The organism is Modestobacter lapidis (assembly GCF_054780755.1).
The window spans coordinates 61,514-82,887 of sequence record NZ_BAAGVS010000018.1 but is presented as its reverse complement, the minus strand read 5'-3'; the positions used below and the strand labels follow the sequence as shown (position 1 = coordinate 82,887).

Sequence of the window (21,374 nt, the reverse complement as noted above, 5' to 3'; positions counted from 1 at the left end):
TTGCCGCCGGGGCCGCCGGGGCGGTGTCGGCGGCAGCTGCGTCGGTGGGGGCGGCGGCGGGCGCGCCGGCCGGCCGGCTGGCGGTGCGCCGGCGGCGCACACCGACCTCGGGGGTACTCCCGCTGGCCTCCGGGGTACTCCCGTTGACCGGGGCGCTCTCGTTCGCCGGGGCGCTCTCGTCGGCCCGGGCGCTGCCCTTGGACGGCGCGGCGTCGGCGGGCGTGTCGGTGCCCGTGGACGGGGCGGTGACCGGGGCGCTGTTGCCGCCTCCGCTCACCGGTGCCTCCAACGGCGCGGTGCCGGCGTCCGGAGCCCGGTCGGTGCGCGGCGTCGGCACGGACGGGGCGGTGGTGCCGGCGGTGCCGCTCACCTGGCGCTCGGAGATGGCCGCGATCAGGTCGCTCTTGCGCATGCGCGCCGTGCCGGGGATGCCCAGCTCGCCGGCGAGTCGCTGCAGCTCGGGCAGCAGCATGCCGGACAGTCCGCTGCCACGGCGGCGGGAGCGGGCAGCTCCGGCATCGGCAGCTCCCCCGGTCGACGGGGTCGCGTCGCTCGCGACGTCGACGAGGTCGGTGGTCTCGCTCACGTACAGGTCCTTCCCTGCGGTGACCTGCGCCTACCAGCGCAGGAGGTGACCCGGCCCGGACGACGCGGCCCAGGGTCAGGGCTGCGGGCGCCATCGGGGACGCGGGTCTGTGGATGCGAGGCGAGGATGAGCGGCGACGGATCGCACGGCTGCAACGCCCCGCGTGAGGCACGCCCGGAGGCGGCTACGACGTCAGCCTAGACACAGGCCGACAATGCCCACAACACCGTCTGCCACCGGTGCGTTCCAGGCGGCTAGAACGATACCGCATCGTGATCGTCGGTGCTCGGGCGCACCATCGCGCCGACCGCGTCGACCTGCAGCGGCAGGCAGCGCCATCCCGGCGGCGTGCGGTCCCGCACGGCCCGCACCCGGGCTGCCGAGGCCGGGTCGCCGAGGTGCTCGTCGTCCTCCAGCGGGCTCAGCACCAGCACCGTGGGGCCGGCGCCGGACACCACCGCCGCGTGCCCCTCGGCGCGCAGGGCCCCGAGCAACGCCGCGCTCTCCGGCATCGCCGCGGCCCGCTGGGTCTGGTGCAGGCGGTCCTCGGTGGCCTCGAACAGCAACGCCGGGTCGCGGGTCAGGGCGTGCACCAGCAGCGCCGCCCGGCCGGCCGCGTGCGCAGCGTCGGCGTGCGGCACCACGGCGGGCAGCAACCCCCGGGCTACCGAGGTGGACAGCGTGGCGTCGGGCACGAAGAGCACCGGGGCGATCCGGGGGGCGACCGACAGCCGCGCGGCCCGCGCCCCGGTGGGCGTCGTCCAGGACAGCGTCGCACCGCCCAGGAGGCAGGCGGCGACGTTGTCGGGGTGGCCCTCCAGCGCCGAGCACAGCCGGAGCACCGCGGCATCGTCCACCGCGGGCACGTCGGGGCACAGCGCCCAGGCCGCCAGCACACCGGCGGTGACCGCGGCGGCCGACGAGCCCAGCCCACGGCCCTGCGGGATGCCGTTGCGGGCCGACAGGTGCAGCCCGGCCGGCGTCCAGCCCAGCTCGGCGCAGGCGGCCCGGAAGGCCTGGACGACCAGGTGGGTCTCGTCGGTGGGGAGGTCGCCGTCGCCGGCGCCGGCGACCTCGACGGTGAGCCCGCCGTCGGTCACGGCGACGTCGAGGACGTCCCAGCAGGACAGCGCGAGGCCGGCGCAGTCGAACCCGGGCCCGAGGTTGGCACTGGTCGCCGGCACGCGGACGCGCACGGCCCGCACGGGAGGGACCACGGGGTCAGAGACCGAGCTGCGCGGCCGCAGCGGCCGCGTCGACCGGGATGGTGACCGGCGCCGGGGCGCCGGAGATGGCCCACTCCGGGTCCTTGAGTCCGTTGCCGGTGACCGTGCAGACCACTCGCTGGCCCGGCTCGAGCCCGCCGGCCGCCGCCACCTGCAGCAGCCCGGCCACCGAGGCGGCCGACGCCGGTTCCACGAAGACGGCCTCGGTGCGGGCCAGCAGCCGGTAGGCGGCCAGGATCGCCCGGTCGGTGACCGCGTCGATCCGCCCTCCGGAGGAGTCCCGGGCATCCAGCGCCTTGGTCCAGGACGCCGGGTTGCCGATCCGGATGGCCGTGGCGATCGTGCTCGGGGAATCCACGACCTGGCCGGTGACGATCGGCGCAGCGCCCGCGGCCTGGAAGCCCCACATCCGCGGGGTGCGGGTGGCCGGGCCGGGGGCCGCCGACGTGGTGCAGTACTCGCGGTAGCCCTGCCAGTAGGCGGTGATGTTGCCGGCGTTGCCGACCGGCAGGCAGTGCACGTCCGGAGCGTCCCCGAGGACGTCGACGATCTCGAACGCCGCCGTCTTCTGCCCCTCGATGCGGTACTGGTTCACGCTGTTGACCAGGCTCACCGGGTAGTCGATGGCCAGCTTGCTGGCCAACGCCAGGCAGTCGTCGAAGTTGCCCTCGACCTGCAGCAGCTTCGCGCCGTGCACCAGCGCCTGGGCCAGCTTGCCGGTGGCGATCTTCCCCTGCGGCACGAGGACGGCGCAGATCAGCCCGGCGCGCGCGGCGTAGGCCGCGGCGCTGGCGCTGGTGTTGCCGGTCGAGGCGCAGATGACCGCCTGCGCCCCCTCCTCCACCGCCTTGGTGATCGCCATGGTCATCCCGCGGTCCTTGAACGACCCGGTCGGGTTGGCACCCTCGACCTTGAGCCAGACGTCGCAGCCGGTGCGGCGGGACAGTTCGAGGGCGGGCACCAGCGGGGTGGCGCCCTCCTGCAGCGTCACCACCGGGGTGTCCGGGCCCACCGGCAGCCGGTCCCGGTAGGCCTCGATCAGCCCCGGCCAGTACGGCGACGCGGCGGGCACCCCCGCGGTCGGTCGCTGCATCTCGCTCACGCCAATCCCTCCACACGCAGCACGCTGGTGACACCCCGGACGGCGGCCATCCCGCGCAGCCGCTCCACGGTCGCCGCGAGCGCGGCGTCGGGAGCGGAGTGGGTGACGATGACGAGGGTCGCGGCGTCGCCGTGCCCGTCCTGCCGGACGGTGGCGATGCTGACCCCCTGGGCGGCGAACTCCTGGGCCACGGTGGCCAGCACGCCCGGCTTGTCGGCCACGTCGAGGCTCACGTGGTACCGGGTGGGCGTCTCGGCCATCGGCCGGGTCGGCAGTGCGGCGTAGCCGGTCGCGTTCGGGCCGGCCACCCCGGACACCCGGTTGCGGGCGACGGCGACCAGGTCGCCGAGCACCGCGCTCGCGGTCGGCTCGCCGCCGGCCCCCTGCCCGTAGAACATCAGCTGCCCGGCCGCCTCGGCCTCGACGAACACCGCGTTGAAGGCCCCGTTGACCGCGGCCAGCGGGTGCGAGGTCGGGATCATCGCCGGGTGCACGCGGACGGCGATGGAATCGCCCGTGGGGTGGGTGGGCGAGCCGGTGCTCGACGGCACCCGCTCGCAGATGGCCAGCAGCTTGACCGTGCAGCCGATCTCCGCGGCCCGGGCGACGTCGGTGGCCGAGACCGCCGAGATGCCCTCCCGGTACACGTCCGAGGCGTGCACCGCGGAGTGGAACGCCAGCGAGGCGAGGATCGCGGCCTTGGCGGCGGCGTCGAACCCGTCGACGTCGGCGGTGGGGTCGGCCTCGGCGTACCCGGCCTCGGTCGCCTCGGCCAGCGCCTCACCGAACCCGGCACCGGTCTCGGCCATCGAGGACAGGATGTAGTTGGTCGTGCCGTTGACGATCCCCACCACCCGGCGCAGCTGGTCACCGGCCAGCGACTCCCGCAGCGGGCGCAGCAACGGGATCGCCCCGGCGACGGCGGCCTCGTAGTAGAGGTCCACCCCGGCGTCGGCGGCGGCGGTGTGCAGGGTCACGCCCTCGTCGGCCAGCAGCGCCTTGTTGGCGCTCACCACCGACTTGCCGGCCGCCATCGCGGCCAGCAGCAGGGTGCGGGCCGGCTCGATGCCGCCGATCACCTCGACCACCAGGTCGACGTCGGGTCGGGTGACGAGCGTGTGCGCGTCGGTGGTGAGCAGCTCGGCGGGCACCTCCGGGTGCCGGTCGGGCCGGCGCACCGCGACGCCGGCGACCTCCACCGGCCGGCCGATCCGGGCCGTGAGGTCCGCGGCCTGCTCGGACAGCAGCCGCAGCACCGCGCTGCCCACCGTGCCGCAGCCCAGCAGCGCGACCTTGAGCGGCGCGCTCATGACCGGGCTCCGGCGGCGTGCTCGGGGGCCGGCTGGTCGATCGCTGGCGAGGGCGCGGGCACGTCGGCGAGGACGGCGTCGAGGGCGAACACGTCGGACAGTGTCTGCCGTCGGACCAGCTCGGTGGCGACGCCGTCCCGGACGGCGACCACCGGGGGCTTGAGCAGGTAGTTGTAGTTGCTCGCCATCGACCAGCAGTAGGCCCCGGTGGCGGCCACTGCGAGCAGGTCGCCGGGCTGCACGTCCGAGGGCAGCCACAGGTCGCGGACCAGGATGTCGCCGCTCTCGCAGTGCTTGCCCACCACCCGGCAGAGCGCGGGCGGGGCGTCGGAGTGCCGGTTGGCCAGCACGCAGGTGTAGCTGGCGTCGTAGAGGGCGGTGCGGATGTTGTCGCTCATCCCGCCGTCCACCGAGACGTAGTTGCGCACCAGCGGGGTGCCCGGCGCGCCGCTGGCACCCAGCCGCACGGGCTTGATCGTGCCGATCTCGTACAGGGTGACGGTGCCCGGGCCGGCGATCGCCCGGCCGGGCTCGACGGCCAGCCGCGGGACCGGCAGGCCGAGCTCGGCGCACTCGGCCGCCACGACGGCGCGCAGCCTGGCCGCGACGTCCCCGGCTGCGACCGGGTCGTCGTCGGGCAGGTAGGCGATGCCGAAGCCGCCGCCCAGGTTCAGCTCGGGCAGCACCCGGCCGGTGGCGTCGCGCACGTCGCCCATCAGCCCGACCACCCGGTGCGCGGCGGCCTCGAACCCGGCGGTGTCGAAGATCTGCGAGCCGATGTGGCTGTGCAGCCCGGCCAGCTCCAGCGCCGGGGAGTCGCAGACCCGCACGGCCGCGGCCAGGGCATCGCCGGTGGCCAGCGAGAAACCGAACTTCTGGTCCTCGTGGGCGGTGGCGATGAACTCGTGGGTGTGCGCCTCGATGCCGACCGTGGACCGGATCAGCACCGGCACCGGCGCCCCGCCGGCGGCGACCCGGCCAGCGGCCAGCGGCGCCAGCCGGTCGATCTCGTCGAAGGAGTCCAGTACGACGTGGCCGATGCCGGCGTCGACGGCCAGCTGCAGCTCGACCAGGGACTTGTTGTTCCCGTGCAGGGCGATCCGCTCGGCCGGGAAGCCGGCGGCCAGCGCCAGGGCCAGCTCGTTGCCGCTGCACGCGTCCAGGTGCAGGCCGTCCTCGGCGATCCACCGGGCGACCTGCCCGCAGAGGAACGCCTTGGAGGCGTAGTGCACGTCGGCGCCGGCGAAGGCGTCGGCGAAGTCGGCGGCGCGGCCGCGGAAGTCGCCCTCGTCGAGCACGAACAGCGGCGTCCCGTGCTCGCGCGCCAGGTCGGTGACCGGGCGGCCACCCAGCTGCAGCTCGCCGTCCACGCGGCGGGCCGAGCGCGGCCAGACCTGCGGGTCGAGGGCGCCGAGGTCGGCCGGGGCGGGCCCGGCGGCCGCCGGCGGGGCGATGTTGCCGTGCATCGGCCCCGCGGGGTGCGCCCTCACATCCGCTCCGGGGCGTGCACGCCGAGCACGGCCAGGCCGTTGCGCAGGACGGTGGCGGTGGCCGCGCACAGCCAGAGCCGGGCAGTGGTCACAGGTGTGGCCTCCTCGTCGCCGCGTGGCAGCACCCGGCAGGAGTCGTAGAAGCGGTGGTAGGTGCCGGCCAGCTCCTCCAGGTAGCGGGCCACCCGGTGCGGGGCGCGCAGCTCGGCGGCGCCGGAGAGCACCCGCGGGAACTCCGCGATGGCCCGGAGCAGGTCGCTCTCCCGGGCGTGCGCCAGCTGCCCGGTCTCGACGTCGGTGGCCGCACCGAGCGCCAGCCCCAGATCGGCCGCGCCGCGCAGCAGCGAGGAGATCCGGGCGTGGGCGTACTGGACGTAGAAGACCGGGTTGTCGTTGGTCTGCCGGCTCCACAGGTCCAGGTCCAGGTCGATCTGCTGGTCGACCGACGCCCGGGCCAGCGCGTAGCGGGCGGCGTCGGCGCCCACCGCCTCCACCAGGTCCTCCAGCAGGACGACGGTGCCGGCCCGCTTGCTCATCCGCAGCGGCTCGCCGTTCCGGAGCAGGTTGACCAGCTGACCGATCAGGATCTCCAGGTTGGTGTCCGGGTCGTCGCCCAACGCCGCCACCAGCGCCTTGTACCGGCCGATGTAACCGTGGTGGTCGGCCCCCAGCATGATCACGACCTTGTCGAAGCCGCGCTCGCGCTTGTCGAGGTAGTAGGCGCAGTCGGCGGCGAAGTACGTCGTCTCGCCGTCGCTCTTGACCAGCACCCGGTCCTTGTCGTCGCCGAACGTGGTGGTGCGCAGCCAGACCGCGCCGTCGGCCTCGTAGACGTGGCCCTGCTCACGCAGCCGGCCGATCGCCTTCTCCAGCGCGCCGGTCTCGTGCAGCGTCCGCTCGCTGAAGTAGACGTCGAAGACGACGCCGAAGTCGGCCAGCGTCCGCTTGATCTCGGCGAACATCAGCTCGACCCCGAGCACCCGGAACCGCTCCTGCTGCTCGGCCACCGGCAGCTCCAGGATTCCGGGCTCGGCCGCGACGACCTGCCCGGCGATCTCGCCGATGTAGTTCCCGGCGTACCCGTCCTCGGGCACCGGCTCGCCGTGCGCCGCGGCCAGCAGGCTGCCGGCGAACCGGTCGATCTGGGCGCCGGCGTCGTTGAAGTAGTACTCGCGGGTGACCTGCGCGCCGCTGGCCGTCAGCAGCCGACCCAGCGCGTCGCCGACCGCGGCCCACCGGGTGCCGCCGATGTGCACCGGCCCGGTCGGGTTGGCCGAGACGAACTCCAGGTTCAGCCGCTGACCGGCCAGCACCTCGGTGCGCCCGTAGCCCTCCCCCGCCGTGACCGCGTCGACGGCGATCGCGCCCAGCACGCCCGAGGCGAACGTCACGTTGAGGAAGCCCGGTCCGGCCACGTCGACGGTCGCGATCCCCGGGTGCTCGCGCAGCCGGCCGGCCAGCACCTCGGCCACCTCGCGCGGCGGGCGACCGGCGCCCTTGGCGAGCCGGAGGGCCACGTTGGTGGCGTAGTCGCCGTGCTCAGGGTTCTTCGGTCGCTCGATCACGACGTCGTCCGGAACGGCGACCGCAAGGGTCCCGCCCTCCACGGCCGCGGCTACCGCGGACCGGACGACGTCGCGCAGCTGCTCGGGTGTCACCGCACGAGCGTACTGATCCACCCGGCCCGGCCCGGGCTCGGTGCCAGGGAGGGCACAGGTCAGCGACCTACACTCGCTCCCGCTGTCCCGGCCCCCTGCCGGCACGGCACGCAGACGGTCGGTGGCGCGTGCGCCCGGCAACGAGGAGTGGCAGTGGCCAAGGACCCCAAGCCCGAGAACGGCCGCCCGCCCGGCGGCGCTTCCCGAGGGGGGTCCGCCGGCGCCGGCGGGAAGCGCCCGGGCGGCGCCTCCCGGGCACCGGCCGGCGGCAAGGGCCGGACCCGGCCCCCGGTCGACGTGGTGAGCCCGCAGCGGCCGTGGGGCATGATCATCGGCGCGATCGTCGTCGTGGTCTTCGCCGTCGCGGTCATCGGCTACGCCGTCGTACAGGTGAACGAGGCCAACGAGGGCCGGGTCACCGCCGCCGACCAGATCGCGGGGCTGCAGACGTTCGACTACGCCGCCGGGCAGGAGCACGTGACCACGCCGGTCGCCTACGAGCAGACCCCGCCGGTCGGCGGACCGCACGACTACGAGTGGGCCGACTGCACCGGCACGGTCTACGACGTCGACATCCGGCACGAGAACGCCGTGCACTCCATGGAGCACGGCGCGACCTGGATCACCTACGACCCGGCGCAGGTGGACGAGGACGGCGTGCAGGTCCTGGCCGACCTCGTCGACGGCACCTCGGGCCTCATGCTCTCGCCGTACGAGGGCCAGTCCGCGCCGATCAGCCTGCAGTCGTGGAACCACCAGCTGACGGTCGACTCGGCCACCGACGAGCGGGTCGAGCAGTACGCGGACTTCATGACGTACAACGACGAGTTCTACCCCGAGGTCGGCGCCAGCTGCGAGAACCCGACGTTCATCGCCGACCCGCTGGTCGCCGGTGACGCCAGCCGGGCGGCCGGCTCGGCCGACGTCCCGACCGACGCACCGACCACCCCGACCCCCGCGGCCGAGAGCACCACCCCGGCCCCGTGACCGATCCCGACAGCGCCGCGACGACCGGCCGACCAGGCGGGCGCAGCGGCAACCGGTGGCTGACCGTCGGCCTGTCCGTGGTCATCGCCGTCGGGCTGCTGCTGGCCGGCGGTGGCCTGACCGTGGCTCTGGGCATCGGCCGCACCGGGCCACCGGCCAGCGACTCGGTCGAGGCGGGCTTCGCCCGCGACATGGCCCTGCACCACCGGCAGGCGGTGGAGATGGCCAACCTCGCCCTGCTGCGCACCGAGGACGCCGAGGTGCGGCAGCTGGCCTTCGACATCTCCGCCACGCAGACCAACCAGCTCGGCCGGATGCAGGGTTGGCTGTCGCTGTGGGACCTGCCGCGCACGGACGGTGAGGTGATGGCCTGGATGGGCGGTGCGATGGAGCACTCCATGGACCACGCGGGCCACGACGCGGCCGTGGCGGACGGCGCGATCATGCCCGGCATGGCCACCGAGACGGAGCTCGCCGAGCTCCGGCAGCTGTCCGGGACCGCCTTCGACGTGCGGTTCCTGCAGCTGATGACCCGCCACCACCAAGGTGGTCTCGAGATGGCCGAGTACGCACGGGACCACGCCACGGTGCCCGCCGTCCAGCGCCTGGCGGAGTCGATCGCCGCGACCCAGGCCGCGGAGACGACCACGATGGAGGCGATGATCCGGGAGCGCGGGGGCACGCCGCTGCCGGCCCCCTGAGCCCCCCGCCGGGCGCAGGTCGCCCGGCTGGTAACGTGCCATCCGCGCCACGCGAGAGCGGGGCCGGAACGAGCACCACCAGCACCCACCACCAGCACCACAGCGGTCCAGAGCCCCCGTAGCTCAGGGGATAGAGCACTGCCCTCCGGAGGCAGGGGCGCAGGTTCGAATCCTGCCGGGGGCACCCACGCCCGGGCTCGCCGCGACACCGACACCGCCCGCCCGGCCCCTCGGCCCGGCGGGCGTCGTCGTCCCCGGGCCGGGGCTCAGATCTCGGTCACCTGCCCCCCGGCCACCACGAGCTGCCGGGTCGTGTGGACCACCTCGAGCATCCGGCGGTCGTGGGTCACCAGCAGCAGCGTGCCGGCGTAGTCGGCCAGCGCCTGCTCCAGCTGCTCGATCGCCGGCAGGTCCAGGTGGTTGGTCGGCTCGTCCAGGACGAGCACGTTCACCCGGCGGGCCTGCAGGAGCGCCAGCGCCGCCCGGGTCCGTTCTCCCGGCGACAGCGTGCCGGCCGGCCGCACCACGTGGTCGGCCCGCAGCCCGAACTTGGCCAGCAGGGTGCGCACGTCGGGGTCGGGCAGATCGGGCACCACGGCGCCGAACGCCTCGGCCAGTGGCTCGTCCCCCAGGAACAGCCCCCGCACCTGGTCGACCTCCCCCAGCCGGACGCCGGAGCCCAGCGCCGCCGAGCCCTCGGCGAGGGTCTCCCGGCCGAGCAGGGCCGCCAGCAGGGTCGTCTTGCCCGCACCGTTCGCGCCGGTGATCGCCAGCCGGTCACCCCAGTCCACCTGGAGGTCGACCGGCCCGAGCCGGAAGTCCCCGTGCCGCACGACCGCGCCGCGCAGGGTGGCCACCACCGCACCGGCCCGTGGCGCCGCCGCGATCTCCATCTGCAGCTGCCACTCCTTGCGGGGCTCCTCGACCACCTCGAGCCGCTCGATGCGCCGCTCGGTCTGCCTGGCCTTCGCGGCCTGCTTCTCCGAGGACGCCCGGTCGCGGGCCTTGACGTGCTTGTCACCGTCCTTGGACTTCTTGATCGAGTCGCGCACGCCCTTGGCCATCCAATTGCGCTGCATCCGCGCCCGGCCCTCCAGTCCGGCCCGGGTGTCGGCGTACTCCTCGTAGTCCTCGCGGGCGTGCCGGCGGGTCACCTCGCGCTCGACGAGGTAGGCCTCGTAACCACCGTCGTGCACCCGGACCAACTGCTGGGCCAGGTCCAGCTCGACCACCCGGGTGACCGTGCGGGCCAGGAACTCGCGGTCGTGGCTGACCAGCACCACTCCGGTCCGCAGCCCGGTGACGAAGCGCTCCAGCTGCTCGAGACCCGCCAGGTCCAGGTCGTTGGTGGGTTCGTCGAGCAGCAGCACGTCGTAGCGGCTCAGCAGCAGCGAGGCCAGCCCGACCCGGGCCGCCTGCCCGCCGGACAGGCCGGTCATCGGCGCGGTCGGCGCCACGCCGGCAGCCACCGACGCCAGCACCTCCTCCGCGCGCTCGGCCAGGTCGGCGCCCCCCAGTGCCAGCCACCGTTCCAGCGCGTCGCCGTAGGCGTCGTCGGAGCCGGGCGCACCCGCGGTCAGCGCCTCGGTCGCGTCGTCGAGGGCCCGCTGGGCATCGGCGACGCCGGTGCGCCGGGCCAGCGCGTCGACCACCGTCTCGCCGGGCCGCCGTTCGGCCTCCTGGGGCAGGTAGCCGACGGTGGCCGTCGGCGGGCTCAGTGACACCGCACCGGACTCCGGCGGCAGCAGCCCGGCGAGGGTTCGCAGCAGGGTCGACTTCCCGGCGCCGTTGACCCCGACGAGGCCGACCACGTCACCGGGGGCGACGACGAGGTCGAGGTCGGAGAAGAGGGCTCGGACGCCGTGGCCGGCGGCCAGCCCACGGGCGAGGAGGGTCGCGGACACCCGCTCATCGTGCCGACCGCCACCGGCCGGTCAGGACGCGGGTGGCGGGCCCTCCGACGCCGGCGCCTCGGTGGGGTCGAGCACCTCGTCGGCGATCTCGTCGAGCAGGTCCTCCAGGGCGTGCATGCCCGCGCCCTCCTCGTCGGCCGGTGTGGCGCGGCGCACCAGCCAGGGTTGCAGCTGGTCGTAGCCGCGCACCGAGACCCGGCTCAGCGGCCGCACCCGGTAGGCGCGCACTCCCCGCAGGTGACGGGCCAGCGCCTCGTCGACCAGCACCGTCGAGGGCCGGGCGACCGCGGTCAGCCGGCTGGCCAGGTTCACCACGGGTGAGTAGACATCGCCCAGCCGGGTCAGCACCCGCCCGTACGCGGCGCCCACCCGCAGCGGCGGGCGGTCGGCGGCGGCCCAGCGCTCGGGCAGCTGCAGGGCGATCTCGACCGCGTCCACGGGGACGGCGCAGGTGAACAGCACACCGTCCCCGACGGTCTTGACCACCCGGCCGCGGTGCCGGGCGATCACGTCGGCGGCCAGGCCCTCGAAGTCCTCGACCATGGCACCGAGCTCGCGGCCCCCCATGCCTCGACTGCGGGTGGTGTAGCCCACCAGGTCGGCGAAGCCGACGGCGAGGTCGCGGCGGTCGACCTGCTGACGGTGGCTGGGCAGCAGCCGCCCGGCGTTGGCCGCCAGGTGCCGCCGCCAGACGTAGTGCTGCAGGTCACGCATCACCGGCAGCAGCCGTTCGGTGGCGTCGACCACGCGGCCCACGCCGGCGGCGTCCGTCTGCGGATCGCCCGCCGGGTCGGCCGACCCGGCCAGCGCGGCGGCGAGCATGTCGGTCTGCCAGTCGGCCAGCCGGGACAGCGACTGGCCGATCGCGCGGGCGATGGAGGCCTCGGTGGTGGCGTCGACGAAGCCGGAGTCGATCAGCTCCCGCAGCCGGCCCAGCGCGGCGACATCGGCGTCGGTGAAGACGACGGCCTCGTCGGGGACGTCGGCGAAGCCCAGGGCGCGCCACAGCCGCTGCGTGCGCTCGGCCGGCAGCCCGGCGAGCCGGGCCACGTCCAGCCGGGTGTAGCGGCGTCGGCCACCCAGGAGGAGCTCCTCCAGCAGCTCCTCCGGCTCCTCCGCATCTCCGCCGGTCATGTGCTCGTCTGCACGGCGCAGCCATTCGGCTCCCGCACCGGAGGGGTCGGTCAGCCCGTGGTGTGCACGACGAGGACGTCGATCTCCGACCGGCGGGTGACCTCGGAGGGCACCGAGCCCAGCAGCCGGCCCTTGAGGGTGTTGAGCCCGCGGTTCCCGACGACGATGAGGTCGGCCTGCTCCCGGTCGGCCAGGTCCATCAGCGCCTCCGCCGGTGGGCCGGCCACCGGGACGGGCTGGACGTCGACCGCACCGGCCTCCCGGGCATGGGCCAGGGCGCCGCGCAGGACGTCCTCGGCGTGCGAGGCGACGTCGAGCCGGGCCGCGTCCGGGCCGAGCGCCTCCTGGGCCCGCCGGACGTCGCGGGCCTCCTCGGCCGGCTCGTAGGCGCAGGCGAGGACCAGTCGGGCGCCGCATGCGCCGGCGAGCGCTCCGGCCCGGGCGACCGCGCGCAGGGACGAGGGCGAGCCGTCGGTACCGACGACGACCGTGCGATAGGCGCTCACGGTGCGGGAACCTACCAACCACCGGCCAGGGGTGTGCCCATGGTCACGCACCCCTCCCCGCCGAGCCCGCTGGTGCGCTTGGATGGTCCGACCGCCCGGGCGACCGGGTGAGGGAGGAGGCATCCGATCAACAGCGTCGGCACCACCCGCGATCCCGTGCAGGTCGAGGTCCGCGGGCTCAGCAAGACCTTCGGCCCGGTGCGGGCGGTCGACGACCTGAGCTTCACCGTCGCCCCCGGGCAGGTGACCGGCTTCCTCGGGCCCAACGGCGCGGGCAAGACCACCACCCTGCGGATGGCGCTGGGCCTGGTCACACCGGACGCCGGGACCACCACCTTCAACGGCATCCGGTACGCCGACCTGCCCGATCCGCTCCGCCGGGTCGGGGCGGTACTGGAGACGGCGTTCCACCCGGCCCGCAGCGGCCGCAACCACCTCCGCGTCTACTGCCGGGCCGCCGGGCTCCCCCTCCGCCGCGCCGACGAGGTCCTCGACCAGGTCGGCCTCGGCCCGGCCGGCGGCCGGAAGGCCGGCGGCTACTCCCTGGGCATGCGCCAGCGGCTGGGGCTGGCGACGGCGCTGCTGGGCGACCCGGCGGTGCTCGTTCTCGACGAGCCCGCCAACGGGCTGGACCCCGAGGGCATCCAGTGGCTGCGCGGGTTCCTCCGCCACCTCGCCCACGCCGAGGGGCGCACCGTCCTGGTCAGCAGCCACCTGCTCGCGGAGGTCGACCAGACCGCCGACCGGGTGGTCATCGTCGGGGCGGGCAAGCTGGTGCGCGAGGGCTCGCTCACCCAGCTGCGCGCCGGTGCGGACGCCGACGGGGCGGGCACGGTGCTGGTCCGCAGCCCGGAGGCCGGCCGGCTCGCGCAGGAGCTGACCGCCGCCGGCGTCCCGGTCGAGGCGACCGGGACCGAGGCCCTCACCGTCACCGGGCTGACCGCGGCCGAGGTGGGCTCCCGGGCGTTCGCCTCGGGGATCGAGCTGCACGAGCTGCGGGCGCACAGCACCGGCCTGGAGGAGCTGTACTTCCGGCTCACCGCCGGCCAGGAGCAGTTCGCGGCCGCCGGCAGCGCGGACGCCACCGACCGGCAGGCGGCCTCCTGATGGGCCGGCTGGTGCGGTCGGAGTGGACCAAGCTGCTCACCACCCGGGTCTGGCTGGGGCTCCTGCTGGCCTCCTGCCTGCTCTCGGTCGGGTTCGCGGTGCTGCTCACCGCCTTCGCCGGCAACCCGCAGAGCGGCATCCCGCCGGTCGGCAGCAGCCAGTACGAACAGCTGGCGTTCGCCGTCCCGGCCAACGTCACCGTGCTGACCCTGATCCTCGGGATCATCGGGACGACCCAGGAGTACCGGCACCGCACGGCGACCCCCACCTTCCTGGCCACCCCCCGGCGGGGCCACGTGGTGATCGCCAAGCTGCTCGCCTACGCCGTGGCCGCGGCCCCGTTCGCGCTCGCCGTCGTCGCGGTGACCACGCTCACCGTGGTGCTGCACGCCGGTGCCCGCGGCGCCGCCCCGGCATGGGATGCCGACGATCTCGGCGTGCTGGCCCGCTCGGGGCTGGCACTGGTCGTCTACGCGGTCATCGGCGTCGGCCTCGGCGCGCTGTTCCGCAACCAGGTCGGTGCGATCGTCGGCTCGCTGGTCTACCTCTTCGTCGTCGAGCCGATCATCCGGTCGATCCCGGCGACGGCCGGGGTCTACAAGTGGCTGCCCGGCGGGGCGCTGGAGGCGATGACCGCCACGTTCGCAGGCCCCGATCTGCTCACCGCCTGGCAGGGCGGGCTGCTACTGCTCGGCTACGGTCTGCTGGCCGCCGTGCTCGGCACCCTCCTGGCCGTCCGGCGCGACGTCGTCTGACCACGGCGACCGGCACCGACATCCACCCCACAGACCGATGAGGGACGTACCGATGACCACGCGCATGACCGCGCAGCGCCTGAGCCGGCTGATCGCGCAGGGCGATGTCCCGGCCGTCCGCGACGCGCTGGACGCCCAACCCCGGCTGGTGTCCACGCCGGTGGAACGGAACGGGCAGGGCGGCTGGACACCCCTGCACCTGGCGGTGGCCGCCGGTCACGCCCCGGTGGTGTCCCAGCTGGTCGCCGCCGGGGCGGACGTGAGCGCCCGCACCGAGGGTGGGCGCACGCCGCTGCACGTGGCCCTGCAGCACGCCCCCGATCTGGTGGACCTGCTGCGTTCCCTGGGCGCACCCGTCGACGCCGCGACCGCCGCGTTCCTCGGCGACACCGATCGGCTCGCCGGTGAGCTGGACGGCGGTGCCCGGCTGACGGACCTGACGGCCGACGTCGACCTGCTCACCTGGGCGGCGTACGGCGGTTCTCCGCCCGCCGTACGGCTGCTGCTCGACCGCGGCGCCGACCCGGACTCCGGTGCGCTGCACGCCGCGGCCTGGGCCTGCCGGCCGGAGGTCGTGACGATCCTGCTGGCCGCCGGTGCCCAGGTCGACCGGCGGGACACCGACACCGGACGGACCCCGCTGCACGCGGCGGTCGCGGCCGGACCCGAGCGTGGCGACGCCGTCGCCGTCGTCCGGCTGCTGCTGGCGGCCGGCGCGGACGTGAATGCGACCACCAGCGACGGGGCCAGCCCGCTCGACATCAGCCGGGTCTCCGCCGCCCGGCGGCGCGCCGAGGCGACCGGGCAGACGACCGGGCACGACGAGCTCACCGAACTGCTCGTCACCGCCGGCGCCACCAACTGACCGGTCGTCCGCACCACCGCACGCAGCACCGGCGACGCGGTGACCCCGCACACGCGCGGCACCCCACGCCGGACCGACCGACGGGAACGGCGAGTGTCTAGACTCGGTTCCTGGTCCAACGACGTCCACCGACGAAGAAGGCACTCGACCCCGTGTCAAGCGTGAGCCCGTCCCAGCAGTCCGCCTCCTCCTCCTCATCGGTGGCGGGTTTCGGTACCAACGAGTGGCTGGTCGAGGAGATGTACCAGCAGTTCCTCGCCGATCCGGAGAGCGTCGACCAGGCGTGGCACGAGTTCTTCGCCGACTACCGCCCCGGCAGTCCGATGACCGACAGCGCCGACCGCGCCGACGGCGGGGCCGGCGCGGAGAGCTCGCCGGAGCCCGCCGCCCCCGCGGCCACCACCGACGACTCCCCGACGCCTACGGACGAGGTGAGCTCCGACGTGACCGAGACCAGCTCCACCCCGCCGGCCCGCCCCGCCACCCCGCCGCCCGCCTCGCGGGCCACCGCGGTGGATGCCCGGTCCGAGGACACCGTCGCGGCCAGGCCCGCCGATCGCGCGGCGCAGGCCCGACCGGCCGCGAAGGCCGAGCCGGCCGCCAAGCCCGCCCCGAAGCCCGCCGCCAAGGCCGCCGCCACCGCCCCGGCCGACGACAGCGCGGGACCCAGACGGACGCCCCTGCGCGGTGCGGCGGCCAGCGTGGTGAAGAACATGAACGCCTCGCTGACGGTGCCGACCGCCACCAGCGTGCGCGCCGTCCCGGCGAAGCTGCTGGTCGACAACCGCGTGGTGATCAACAACCACCTCGCGCGCAGCCGCGGCGGGAAGGTCTCGTTCACCCACCTGATCGGCTACGCGCTGGTCCGGGCGCTGGACGACTTCCCGAACATGAACAGCGCCTTCGCCGAGGTCGACGGCAAGCCCACGCTGGTGCAGCCCGAGCACGTCAACTTCGGCCTGGCCATCGACCTACCCAAGTCCGACGGGTCCCGCTCGCTGGTCGTGGCGAACATCAAGAAGGCCGGCGCGATGGACTTCGCCGCCTTCTGGGGCGGCTACGAGGACGTCATCCGGCGGGCCCGCGCGGGCAAGCTCACGATGGACGACTTCTCCGGCACGACGATCAGCCTGACCAACCCGGGCACGATCGGCACCAACCACTCGGTGCCCCGGCTGACCACGGGGCAGGGCACGATCGTCGGCGTCGGGGCGATGGACTACCCGGCCGAGTTCTCGGGGATGAGCCCCGAGGCGCTCGCCGAGATGGCCGTCTCGAAGATCATCACGCTGACCTCCACCTACGACCACCGGGTCATCCAGGGTGCCGAGTCCGGCGACTTCCTGCGCCGCATGCACCAGTTGCTGCTGGGCCAGGACGGCTTCTACGACGACGTCTTCCGCTCGCTCCGGATCCCCTACGAGCCGGTCCGCTGGGTGGCCGACCGGCGGACCAGCCGCGAGGGGCAGATCGACAAGGAAGCCCGGGTCATCGAGGTCATCGAGGCCTACCGGCGCAACGGCCACCTGATGGCCGACACCGACCCGCTCGAGTTCAAGGTCCGCACCCACCCCGACCTCGACATCGTCGAGCACGGCCTGACGCTCTGGGACCTGGACCGGCCCTTCCCGGTCGGCGGCTTCGCCGGCGAGCGGACGATGGCCCTGCGCGACATCCTCGGCGTGCTGCGCAACTCCTACTGCCGCACCGTCGGCGTGGAGTACATGCACATCACCGACCCCGAAGAGCGCCAGTGGCTGCAGAAGCGCATCGAGGTCAAGCACGACGTCCCCGACCGCGCCAAGCAGAAGCGCGTCCTGGGCCGGCTCAACGCCGCCGAGGCGTTCGAGACCTTCCTGCAGACCAAGTACGTCGGCCAGAAGCGGTTCAGCCTCGAGGGTGGCGAGTCGGTCATCCCGCTGCTCGACGAGGTGCTGGTCTCCTCCGCCGAGTACGGCCTCGAGGAGGTCGCCATCGGCATGGCGCACCGTGGCCGGCTCAACGTGCTCGCCAACGTGCTCGGCAAGAGCTACGCCAAGATCTTCGGCGAGTTCGAGGGGAACATCGACCCGGGCACCGTGCAGGGCTCCGGTGACGTGAAGTACCACCTGGGCGCCGAGGGCACCTTCGAGCACCCCGAGGGCACGGGCACCATCGCGGTGTCGCTGGCCAGCAACCCCAGCCACCTGGAGACCGTCAACCCGGTGCTCGAGGGCATCGTGCGGGCCAAGCAGGACATGATCGACAAGGGCGAGGGCGGCTTCACCGTGCTGCCGGTCCTGCTGCACGGCGACTCCGCGTTCGCCGGTCAGGGCGTGGTCCAGGAGACCCTGAACCTCTCCCAGCTGCGCGGCTACCGCACCGGCGGCACCGTGCACGTCGTCATCAACAACCAGGTGGGCTTCACCACCAGCCCGGCCGCGGCCCGGTCGAGCCTGTACTCGACCGACGTCGCCCGGATGATCGGCGCCCCGGTCTTCCACGTGAACGGCGACGACCCCGAGGCGTGCGTGCGGGTGGCCCGGCTGGCCGTCGACTACCGCCAGGAGTTCAAGAAGGACGTCGTCATCGATCTCGTCTGCTACCGCCGGCGGGGGCACAACGAGGGCGACGACCCGTCGATGACCCAGCCGCTGATGTACGACATCATCGACCGCAAGCGCTCGGTCCGGAAGCTGTACACCGAGGCGCTGGTCGGTCGCGGCGACATCACGCTCGCCGAGGCCGAGGAGGCGCTCAAGGACTACCGCGGGCAGCTCGAGCGGGCGTTCGCCGAGACCCACGACGCCCGGGACTCCTCGACCCCCGAGCCGGTCATGGACCCCCGCTCGCCCCAGGAGGCGACGGTGGAGACGGCGATCACCCCCGAGGTCCTCAAGGCCATCGGCGACGCGCACGTCTCGCTGCCCACCGACTTCACCGTGCACCCCAAGCTGCAGCGGATGCTGGAGCGGCGGGCCGCGATGGCCAGCGAGGGCGGCGTCGACTGGGCCATGGGCGAGCTGCTGGCCTTCGGGTCGCTGCTCATGCAGGGCGTGACCGTCCGGCTGGCCGGACAGGACTCCCGGCGCGGCACCTTCGTGCAGCGCCATTCGGTGCTCATCGACCGGGAGACGGCCGAGGAGTACACGCCGCTAGCACACCTGACCGACGAGCAGGCGAAGTTCTTCGTCTACGACTCGCTGCTGTCGGAGTACGCCGCCGTCGGTTTCGAGTACGGCTACTCGGTGGCCAACGACAAGGCACTGGTCCTCTGGGAGGCCCAGTTCGGTGACTTCGTCGATGGCGCGCAGATGGTCATCGACGAGTTCATCAGCAGCGGCGAGGCCAAGTGGGGGCAGCGCTCCGGCGTCGTCCTGCTGCTGCCGCACGGCCTCGAGGGCCAGGGCCCCGACCACTCCAGCGGCCGGATCGAGCGCTTCCTGCAGCTGTCGGCCGAGAACAACATGACGGTCGCCAACTGCTCCACCCCGGCGAACTACTTCCACCTGCTCCGCCGCCAGGCGCTCTCCGACGTGCACCGGCCGTTGGTCGTCTTCACGCCCAAGTCCCTGCTGCGGGCCAAGGCTGCGGTCAGCCCGGTCGCGGACTTCACCGAGGAGCGGTTCCGCCCGGTACTCCCCGACCCGGGGGTCGGCGGCGAGCCGCTCGACGACGCCGCCGTCCACCGGGTGCTGCTGTGCAGCGGGAAGATCAGCTACGAGCTGCTCGCCCAGCGGGAGGCATCGGGCACCGCCGACACCGCGGTGCTGCGGGTCGAGCAGCTCTACCCGCTGCCCGCCGAGGAGATCGTCGCGGCGCTCGAGCGCTACCCGAACGCGACGGACGTCGTGTGGGTGCAGGAGGAGCCGGCCAACATGGGGGCCTGGCAGTTCATGGCCTGCAACCTGCCCGAGCACCTCACCGGCGACCGGACGCTGCGGCGGGTCTCCCGCAAGGCATCGGCCAGCCCGGCGGTCGGCTCGGCGAAGGTGCACGAGGTCGAACAGCGTCAGCTCGTCGCCCAGGCCTTCGCCGACTGACCCACCTGGACGAGGCCACCGTGTACTTCACCGATCGCGGCATCGAGGAGCTGGCCGGCCGGCGGGGCGAGGAGGAGGTCTCCCTCGCCTGGCTGGCCGACCAGCTCCAGGCCTTCGTCGACGAGCACCCCGACTTCGAGGTGCCGGTCGAGCGGCTGGCCACTTGGCTGGCGCGAGGAGGCACGGACGATGAGGATTGAGGCTGTGCTGTGACATCGCGATCCGCCAGGATCGCCATGTCACCGCGCGCCTACCTGCTCAGGGCCTGACGTCCCAGCACCCTGGGTGGGTGCTCGGTCACTCTCACGCACTGTCCGGTCTGGCCGCCGGTGCGGCGACCCTCCCCTGGGCTCCGGTGGACGGCGCCGTCGCCCAGGCAGCGTGGGTGGCCGCCGCCGGCGGGTTCGCGATGCTGCCCGATCTCGACCAGCAGGGATCGACCATCTCCCGGATGTGGGGGCCCCTCACCGACGTGCCGTCCGGGGTCGTCGGCACCATCGCCCGCGGCCACCGCTGGGGCACCCACGATGCCGTGCTCGGGCCGGTCGTCTTCGCGTTCCTCGCCTGGGCCGCATCCGGCGCGTACTGGTCCAGCCTGCTGGTGCTCGCCCTGGCCATCGGGCTGGCGCTGCGGGCGCTGCACTTCGTCATCCCCGGCCGGGCGGAGAACACCGTCATCGGCAACCTGGCCCTCTCCTGGGGCGGCGCCTGGCTGGTCCTGGGCCACAGCCCCGGCCCGGTCTGGCTGCCCGGCGCGGTCGCCGTCGGCGTGCTGGCGCACATCGCCGGGGACTTCCTGACCAAGGAGGGCGTGCCGGTCCCGCTGTTCTGGCTGATCCGGCGCAGCCGGCTGGCGCCGGTCCACCTGCGCACCGGCGCAACTGTGGAGAAGGTGGTGCTCGTCCCGCTGTTCGGCGTGCTGACGCTGGCCTTCCTCTACCTCAACACCGGCGCCCGTGGCGCCCTGGACCCGATCGTGGGGCTGCTCGCCCAACGCGGCTGAGCCGGTCCCGCTACCGTCCTGCGGTGTGACCGCCGCCGCTGCTCCTGCCGGGCACGTCTACGTCGCCCGGCTGCTGACCGACGACGCGATGGCAGCGGTCGAGGCCCTCGGCCGACCGCTCGTCGTCGGCCGGGAGGAGCCACCGACCCGCGAGGAGATGCTCCGGGACGTCGCCGGGGCGGTCGCGGTGGTGAGCACGCTCACCGAGCGGATCGACGACGCCGTGCTCGACGCCGCGGGCCCCGACCTGCAGGTGGTGGCCAACGTCGCCGTCGGTTACGACAACGTCGACGTGGCCGCCGCCCGGGAGCGCGGCGTCCTGGTCACCAACACCCCGGGGGTGCTCGATGGCGCCACCGCCGATCTCACGATGGGCCTGGTTCTCGCCGCGACCCGCCGGATCGCCGAGGGTGACCGGTTCCTGCGGCGCGGCACACCCTGGATCTGGGGGCCCCGGATGATGACCGGTCTCGATCTCTCGGCCGGCGCGACGCTGGGCATCGTGGGCTACGGCCGGATCGGCCGGGCGGTGGCCCGGCGGGCCCGGGCGTTCGACCTGCGCGTGCTGGCCACACCCACCCGGAGCGAGCTGACCGATGCCGAGCGGGCCGCCGTCGAGTTCCGGGAGCTGCCCGACCTGCTCGCCGAGAGCGACGTCGTCACGCTGCACTGCCCGCTCACGCCGGAGACCCACCACCTCGTCGACGACGCGGCGCTGGCCCGGATGCGCCCGGCGGCGCTGCTGGTGAACACCGCCCGGGGCGGCGTCGTGGACACCGACGCACTGATCCGGGCGCTGACCGAGGGGCGGCTGGGTGGCGCCGCCCTCGACGTGTTCGAGGACGAGCCGCACGTCGACCCGCGGCTGCTGGCCCTGGAGCAGGTGGTGCTGACCCCGCACCTGGCCAGCGCCGGCGCCGCGACCCGCAGCGTGATGTGCCGGCTGGCCGTGCGCAACGTGGCCGCCGCCCTGGCCGGCCGCCCGCCCGTCACCCCCGTCGGGTGAACG

Annotated in this window: 18 protein-coding genes and 1 tRNA gene; 10 read left to right on the top strand and 9 right to left on the bottom strand. The window is 74.2% G+C overall.

Translation table 11 applies throughout. The features are described 5' to 3' along the window. From ACYVG5_RS16230 to argS, 6 genes are all read right to left on the bottom strand, one after another. On the bottom strand, positions 1 to 586 hold a 586-nt coding region (locus tag ACYVG5_RS16230; protein ID WP_460683345.1), incomplete at its 3' end, for a Rho termination factor N-terminal domain-containing protein. A 254-nt stretch (positions 587 to 840) separates the two neighbouring features. Continuing rightward, positions 841 to 1,782, bottom strand: a complete 942-nt coding sequence (gene thrB / locus ACYVG5_RS16225) for a homoserine kinase (protein ID WP_460683344.1) — start codon at positions 1,780 to 1,782, stop codon at positions 841 to 843. A gap of 25 nt (positions 1,783 to 1,807) precedes the next feature. Continuing rightward, positions 1,808 to 2,905 (bottom strand): threonine synthase, encoded by a 1,098-nt coding sequence (gene thrC / locus ACYVG5_RS16220; RefSeq protein ID WP_222049190.1) that lies wholly within the window; start codon positions 2,903 to 2,905, stop codon positions 1,808 to 1,810. 5 nt (positions 2,906 to 2,910) lie between these two features. Next, positions 2,911 to 4,224 carry a homoserine dehydrogenase gene (locus tag ACYVG5_RS16215; protein ID WP_222049129.1) on the bottom strand — a complete coding sequence of 438 codons (1,314 nt, stop codon included), beginning with the start codon at positions 4,222 to 4,224 and terminating at the stop codon, positions 2,911 to 2,913. Then, positions 4,221 to 5,714: a diaminopimelate decarboxylase gene (gene lysA, locus ACYVG5_RS16210; RefSeq protein ID WP_222049128.1), complete on the bottom strand. Its 1,494-nt coding sequence runs from the start codon at positions 5,712 to 5,714 to the stop codon at positions 4,221 to 4,223. The genes ACYVG5_RS16215 and lysA overlap by 4 nt, the downstream gene beginning before the upstream one ends. Next, on the bottom strand, positions 5,711 to 7,372 hold the full coding sequence (gene argS / locus ACYVG5_RS16205; protein WP_222049127.1) for an arginine--tRNA ligase: 1,662 nt from the start codon (positions 7,370 to 7,372) through the stop codon (positions 5,711 to 5,713). The genes lysA and argS overlap by 4 nt, the downstream gene beginning before the upstream one ends. Positions 7,373 to 7,525: 153 nt before the next feature. Here argS and ACYVG5_RS16200 point away from each other — a divergent pair, with 153 nt between their 5' ends. The 3 genes from ACYVG5_RS16200 (at position 7,526) to ACYVG5_RS16190 (ending at position 9,244) form a co-directional block, all read left to right on the top strand. Beyond that, positions 7,526 to 8,359: a DUF3105 domain-containing protein gene (locus ACYVG5_RS16200; protein WP_222049126.1), complete on the top strand. Its 834-nt coding sequence runs from the start codon at positions 7,526 to 7,528 to the stop codon at positions 8,357 to 8,359. After that, complete coding sequence (locus ACYVG5_RS16195; protein ID WP_222049125.1) at positions 8,356 to 9,060, top strand: DUF305 domain-containing protein; 705 nt, start codon at positions 8,356 to 8,358, stop codon at positions 9,058 to 9,060. Before ACYVG5_RS16200 ends, ACYVG5_RS16195 begins: the two co-directional genes overlap by 4 nt. Before the next feature lie 112 nt (positions 9,061 to 9,172). After that, a tRNA-Arg gene (locus tag ACYVG5_RS16190) sits at positions 9,173 to 9,244 on the top strand. Positions 9,245 to 9,326: 82 nt separating this feature from the next. On the opposite strand, the gene ACYVG5_RS16185 is transcribed toward ACYVG5_RS16190, so the two are convergent. The 3 genes from ACYVG5_RS16185 to ACYVG5_RS16175 are packed head-to-tail and all read right to left on the bottom strand — an operon-like array spanning position 9,327 to position 12,613. Beyond that, positions 9,327 to 10,964, bottom strand: a complete 1,638-nt coding sequence (locus tag ACYVG5_RS16185; RefSeq protein ID WP_222049124.1) for an ABC-F family ATP-binding cassette domain-containing protein — start codon at positions 10,962 to 10,964, stop codon at positions 9,327 to 9,329. A gap of 30 nt (positions 10,965 to 10,994) precedes the next feature. Next, positions 10,995 to 12,107, bottom strand: a complete 1,113-nt coding sequence (locus ACYVG5_RS16180) for an adenylate/guanylate cyclase domain-containing protein (RefSeq protein WP_222049123.1) — start codon at positions 12,105 to 12,107, stop codon at positions 10,995 to 10,997. Between the two features lie 50 nt (positions 12,108 to 12,157). Further along, a complete protein-coding gene (locus tag ACYVG5_RS16175; RefSeq protein ID WP_460683343.1) occupies positions 12,158 to 12,613 on the bottom strand; it encodes a universal stress protein in 456 nt (151 codons plus the stop codon). Positions 12,614 to 12,769: 156 nt separating this feature from the next. On the opposite strand from ACYVG5_RS16175, the gene ACYVG5_RS16170 reads away from it, so the two are divergent. The 7 genes from ACYVG5_RS16170 (at position 12,770) to ACYVG5_RS16140 (ending at position 21,371) form a co-directional block, all read left to right on the top strand. Continuing rightward, positions 12,770 to 13,720, top strand: a complete 951-nt coding sequence (locus tag ACYVG5_RS16170) for an ABC transporter ATP-binding protein (RefSeq protein WP_460683342.1) — start codon at positions 12,770 to 12,772, stop codon at positions 13,718 to 13,720. Continuing rightward, on the top strand, positions 13,720 to 14,475 hold the full coding sequence (locus ACYVG5_RS16165) for an ABC transporter permease (protein ID WP_222049121.1): 756 nt from the start codon (positions 13,720 to 13,722) through the stop codon (positions 14,473 to 14,475). The genes ACYVG5_RS16170 and ACYVG5_RS16165 overlap by 1 nt, the downstream gene beginning before the upstream one ends. 52 nt (positions 14,476 to 14,527) lie before the next feature. After that, a complete protein-coding gene (locus ACYVG5_RS16160) occupies positions 14,528 to 15,340 on the top strand; it encodes an ankyrin repeat domain-containing protein (protein ID WP_222049120.1) in 813 nt (270 codons plus the stop codon). Between the two features lie 152 nt (positions 15,341 to 15,492). Continuing rightward, on the top strand, positions 15,493 to 19,362 hold the full coding sequence (locus ACYVG5_RS16155; RefSeq protein ID WP_222049119.1) for a multifunctional oxoglutarate decarboxylase/oxoglutarate dehydrogenase thiamine pyrophosphate-binding subunit/dihydrolipoyllysine-residue succinyltransferase subunit: 3,870 nt from the start codon (positions 15,493 to 15,495) through the stop codon (positions 19,360 to 19,362). Between the two features lie 20 nt (positions 19,363 to 19,382). Further along, on the top strand, positions 19,383 to 19,562 hold the full coding sequence (locus ACYVG5_RS16150) for a DUF6104 family protein (RefSeq protein ID WP_222049118.1): 180 nt from the start codon (positions 19,383 to 19,385) through the stop codon (positions 19,560 to 19,562). 89 nt (positions 19,563 to 19,651) lie between these two features. Then, complete coding sequence (locus tag ACYVG5_RS16145) at positions 19,652 to 20,365, top strand: metal-dependent hydrolase (protein WP_222049117.1); 714 nt, start codon at positions 19,652 to 19,654, stop codon at positions 20,363 to 20,365. Between the two features lie 25 nt (positions 20,366 to 20,390). Next, positions 20,391 to 21,371 carry a 2-hydroxyacid dehydrogenase gene (locus ACYVG5_RS16140; protein WP_460683341.1) on the top strand — a complete coding sequence of 327 codons (981 nt, stop codon included), beginning with the start codon at positions 20,391 to 20,393 and terminating at the stop codon, positions 21,369 to 21,371. Positions 21,372 to 21,374: the final 3 nt, after the last annotated feature.

Excerpts from the sequence above, each read along its gene's own strand:
- ACYVG5_RS16180 (WP_222049123.1), bottom strand. The coding sequence starts at position 12,107 with ATGACCGGCGGAGATGCGGAGGAGCCGGAGGAGCTGCTGGAGGAGCTC.
- ACYVG5_RS16160 (WP_222049120.1), top strand. The coding sequence starts at position 14,528 with ATGACCACGCGCATGACCGCGCAGCGCCTGAGCCGGCTGATCGCGCAG.
- thrC (WP_222049190.1), bottom strand. The coding sequence starts at position 2,905 with ATGCAGCGACCGACCGCGGGGGTGCCCGCCGCGTCGCCGTACTGGCCG.
- ACYVG5_RS16165 (WP_222049121.1), top strand. The coding sequence starts at position 13,720 with ATGGGCCGGCTGGTGCGGTCGGAGTGGACCAAGCTGCTCACCACCCGG.
- ACYVG5_RS16215 (WP_222049129.1), bottom strand. The coding sequence starts at position 4,224 with ATGAGCGCGCCGCTCAAGGTCGCGCTGCTGGGCTGCGGCACGGTGGGC.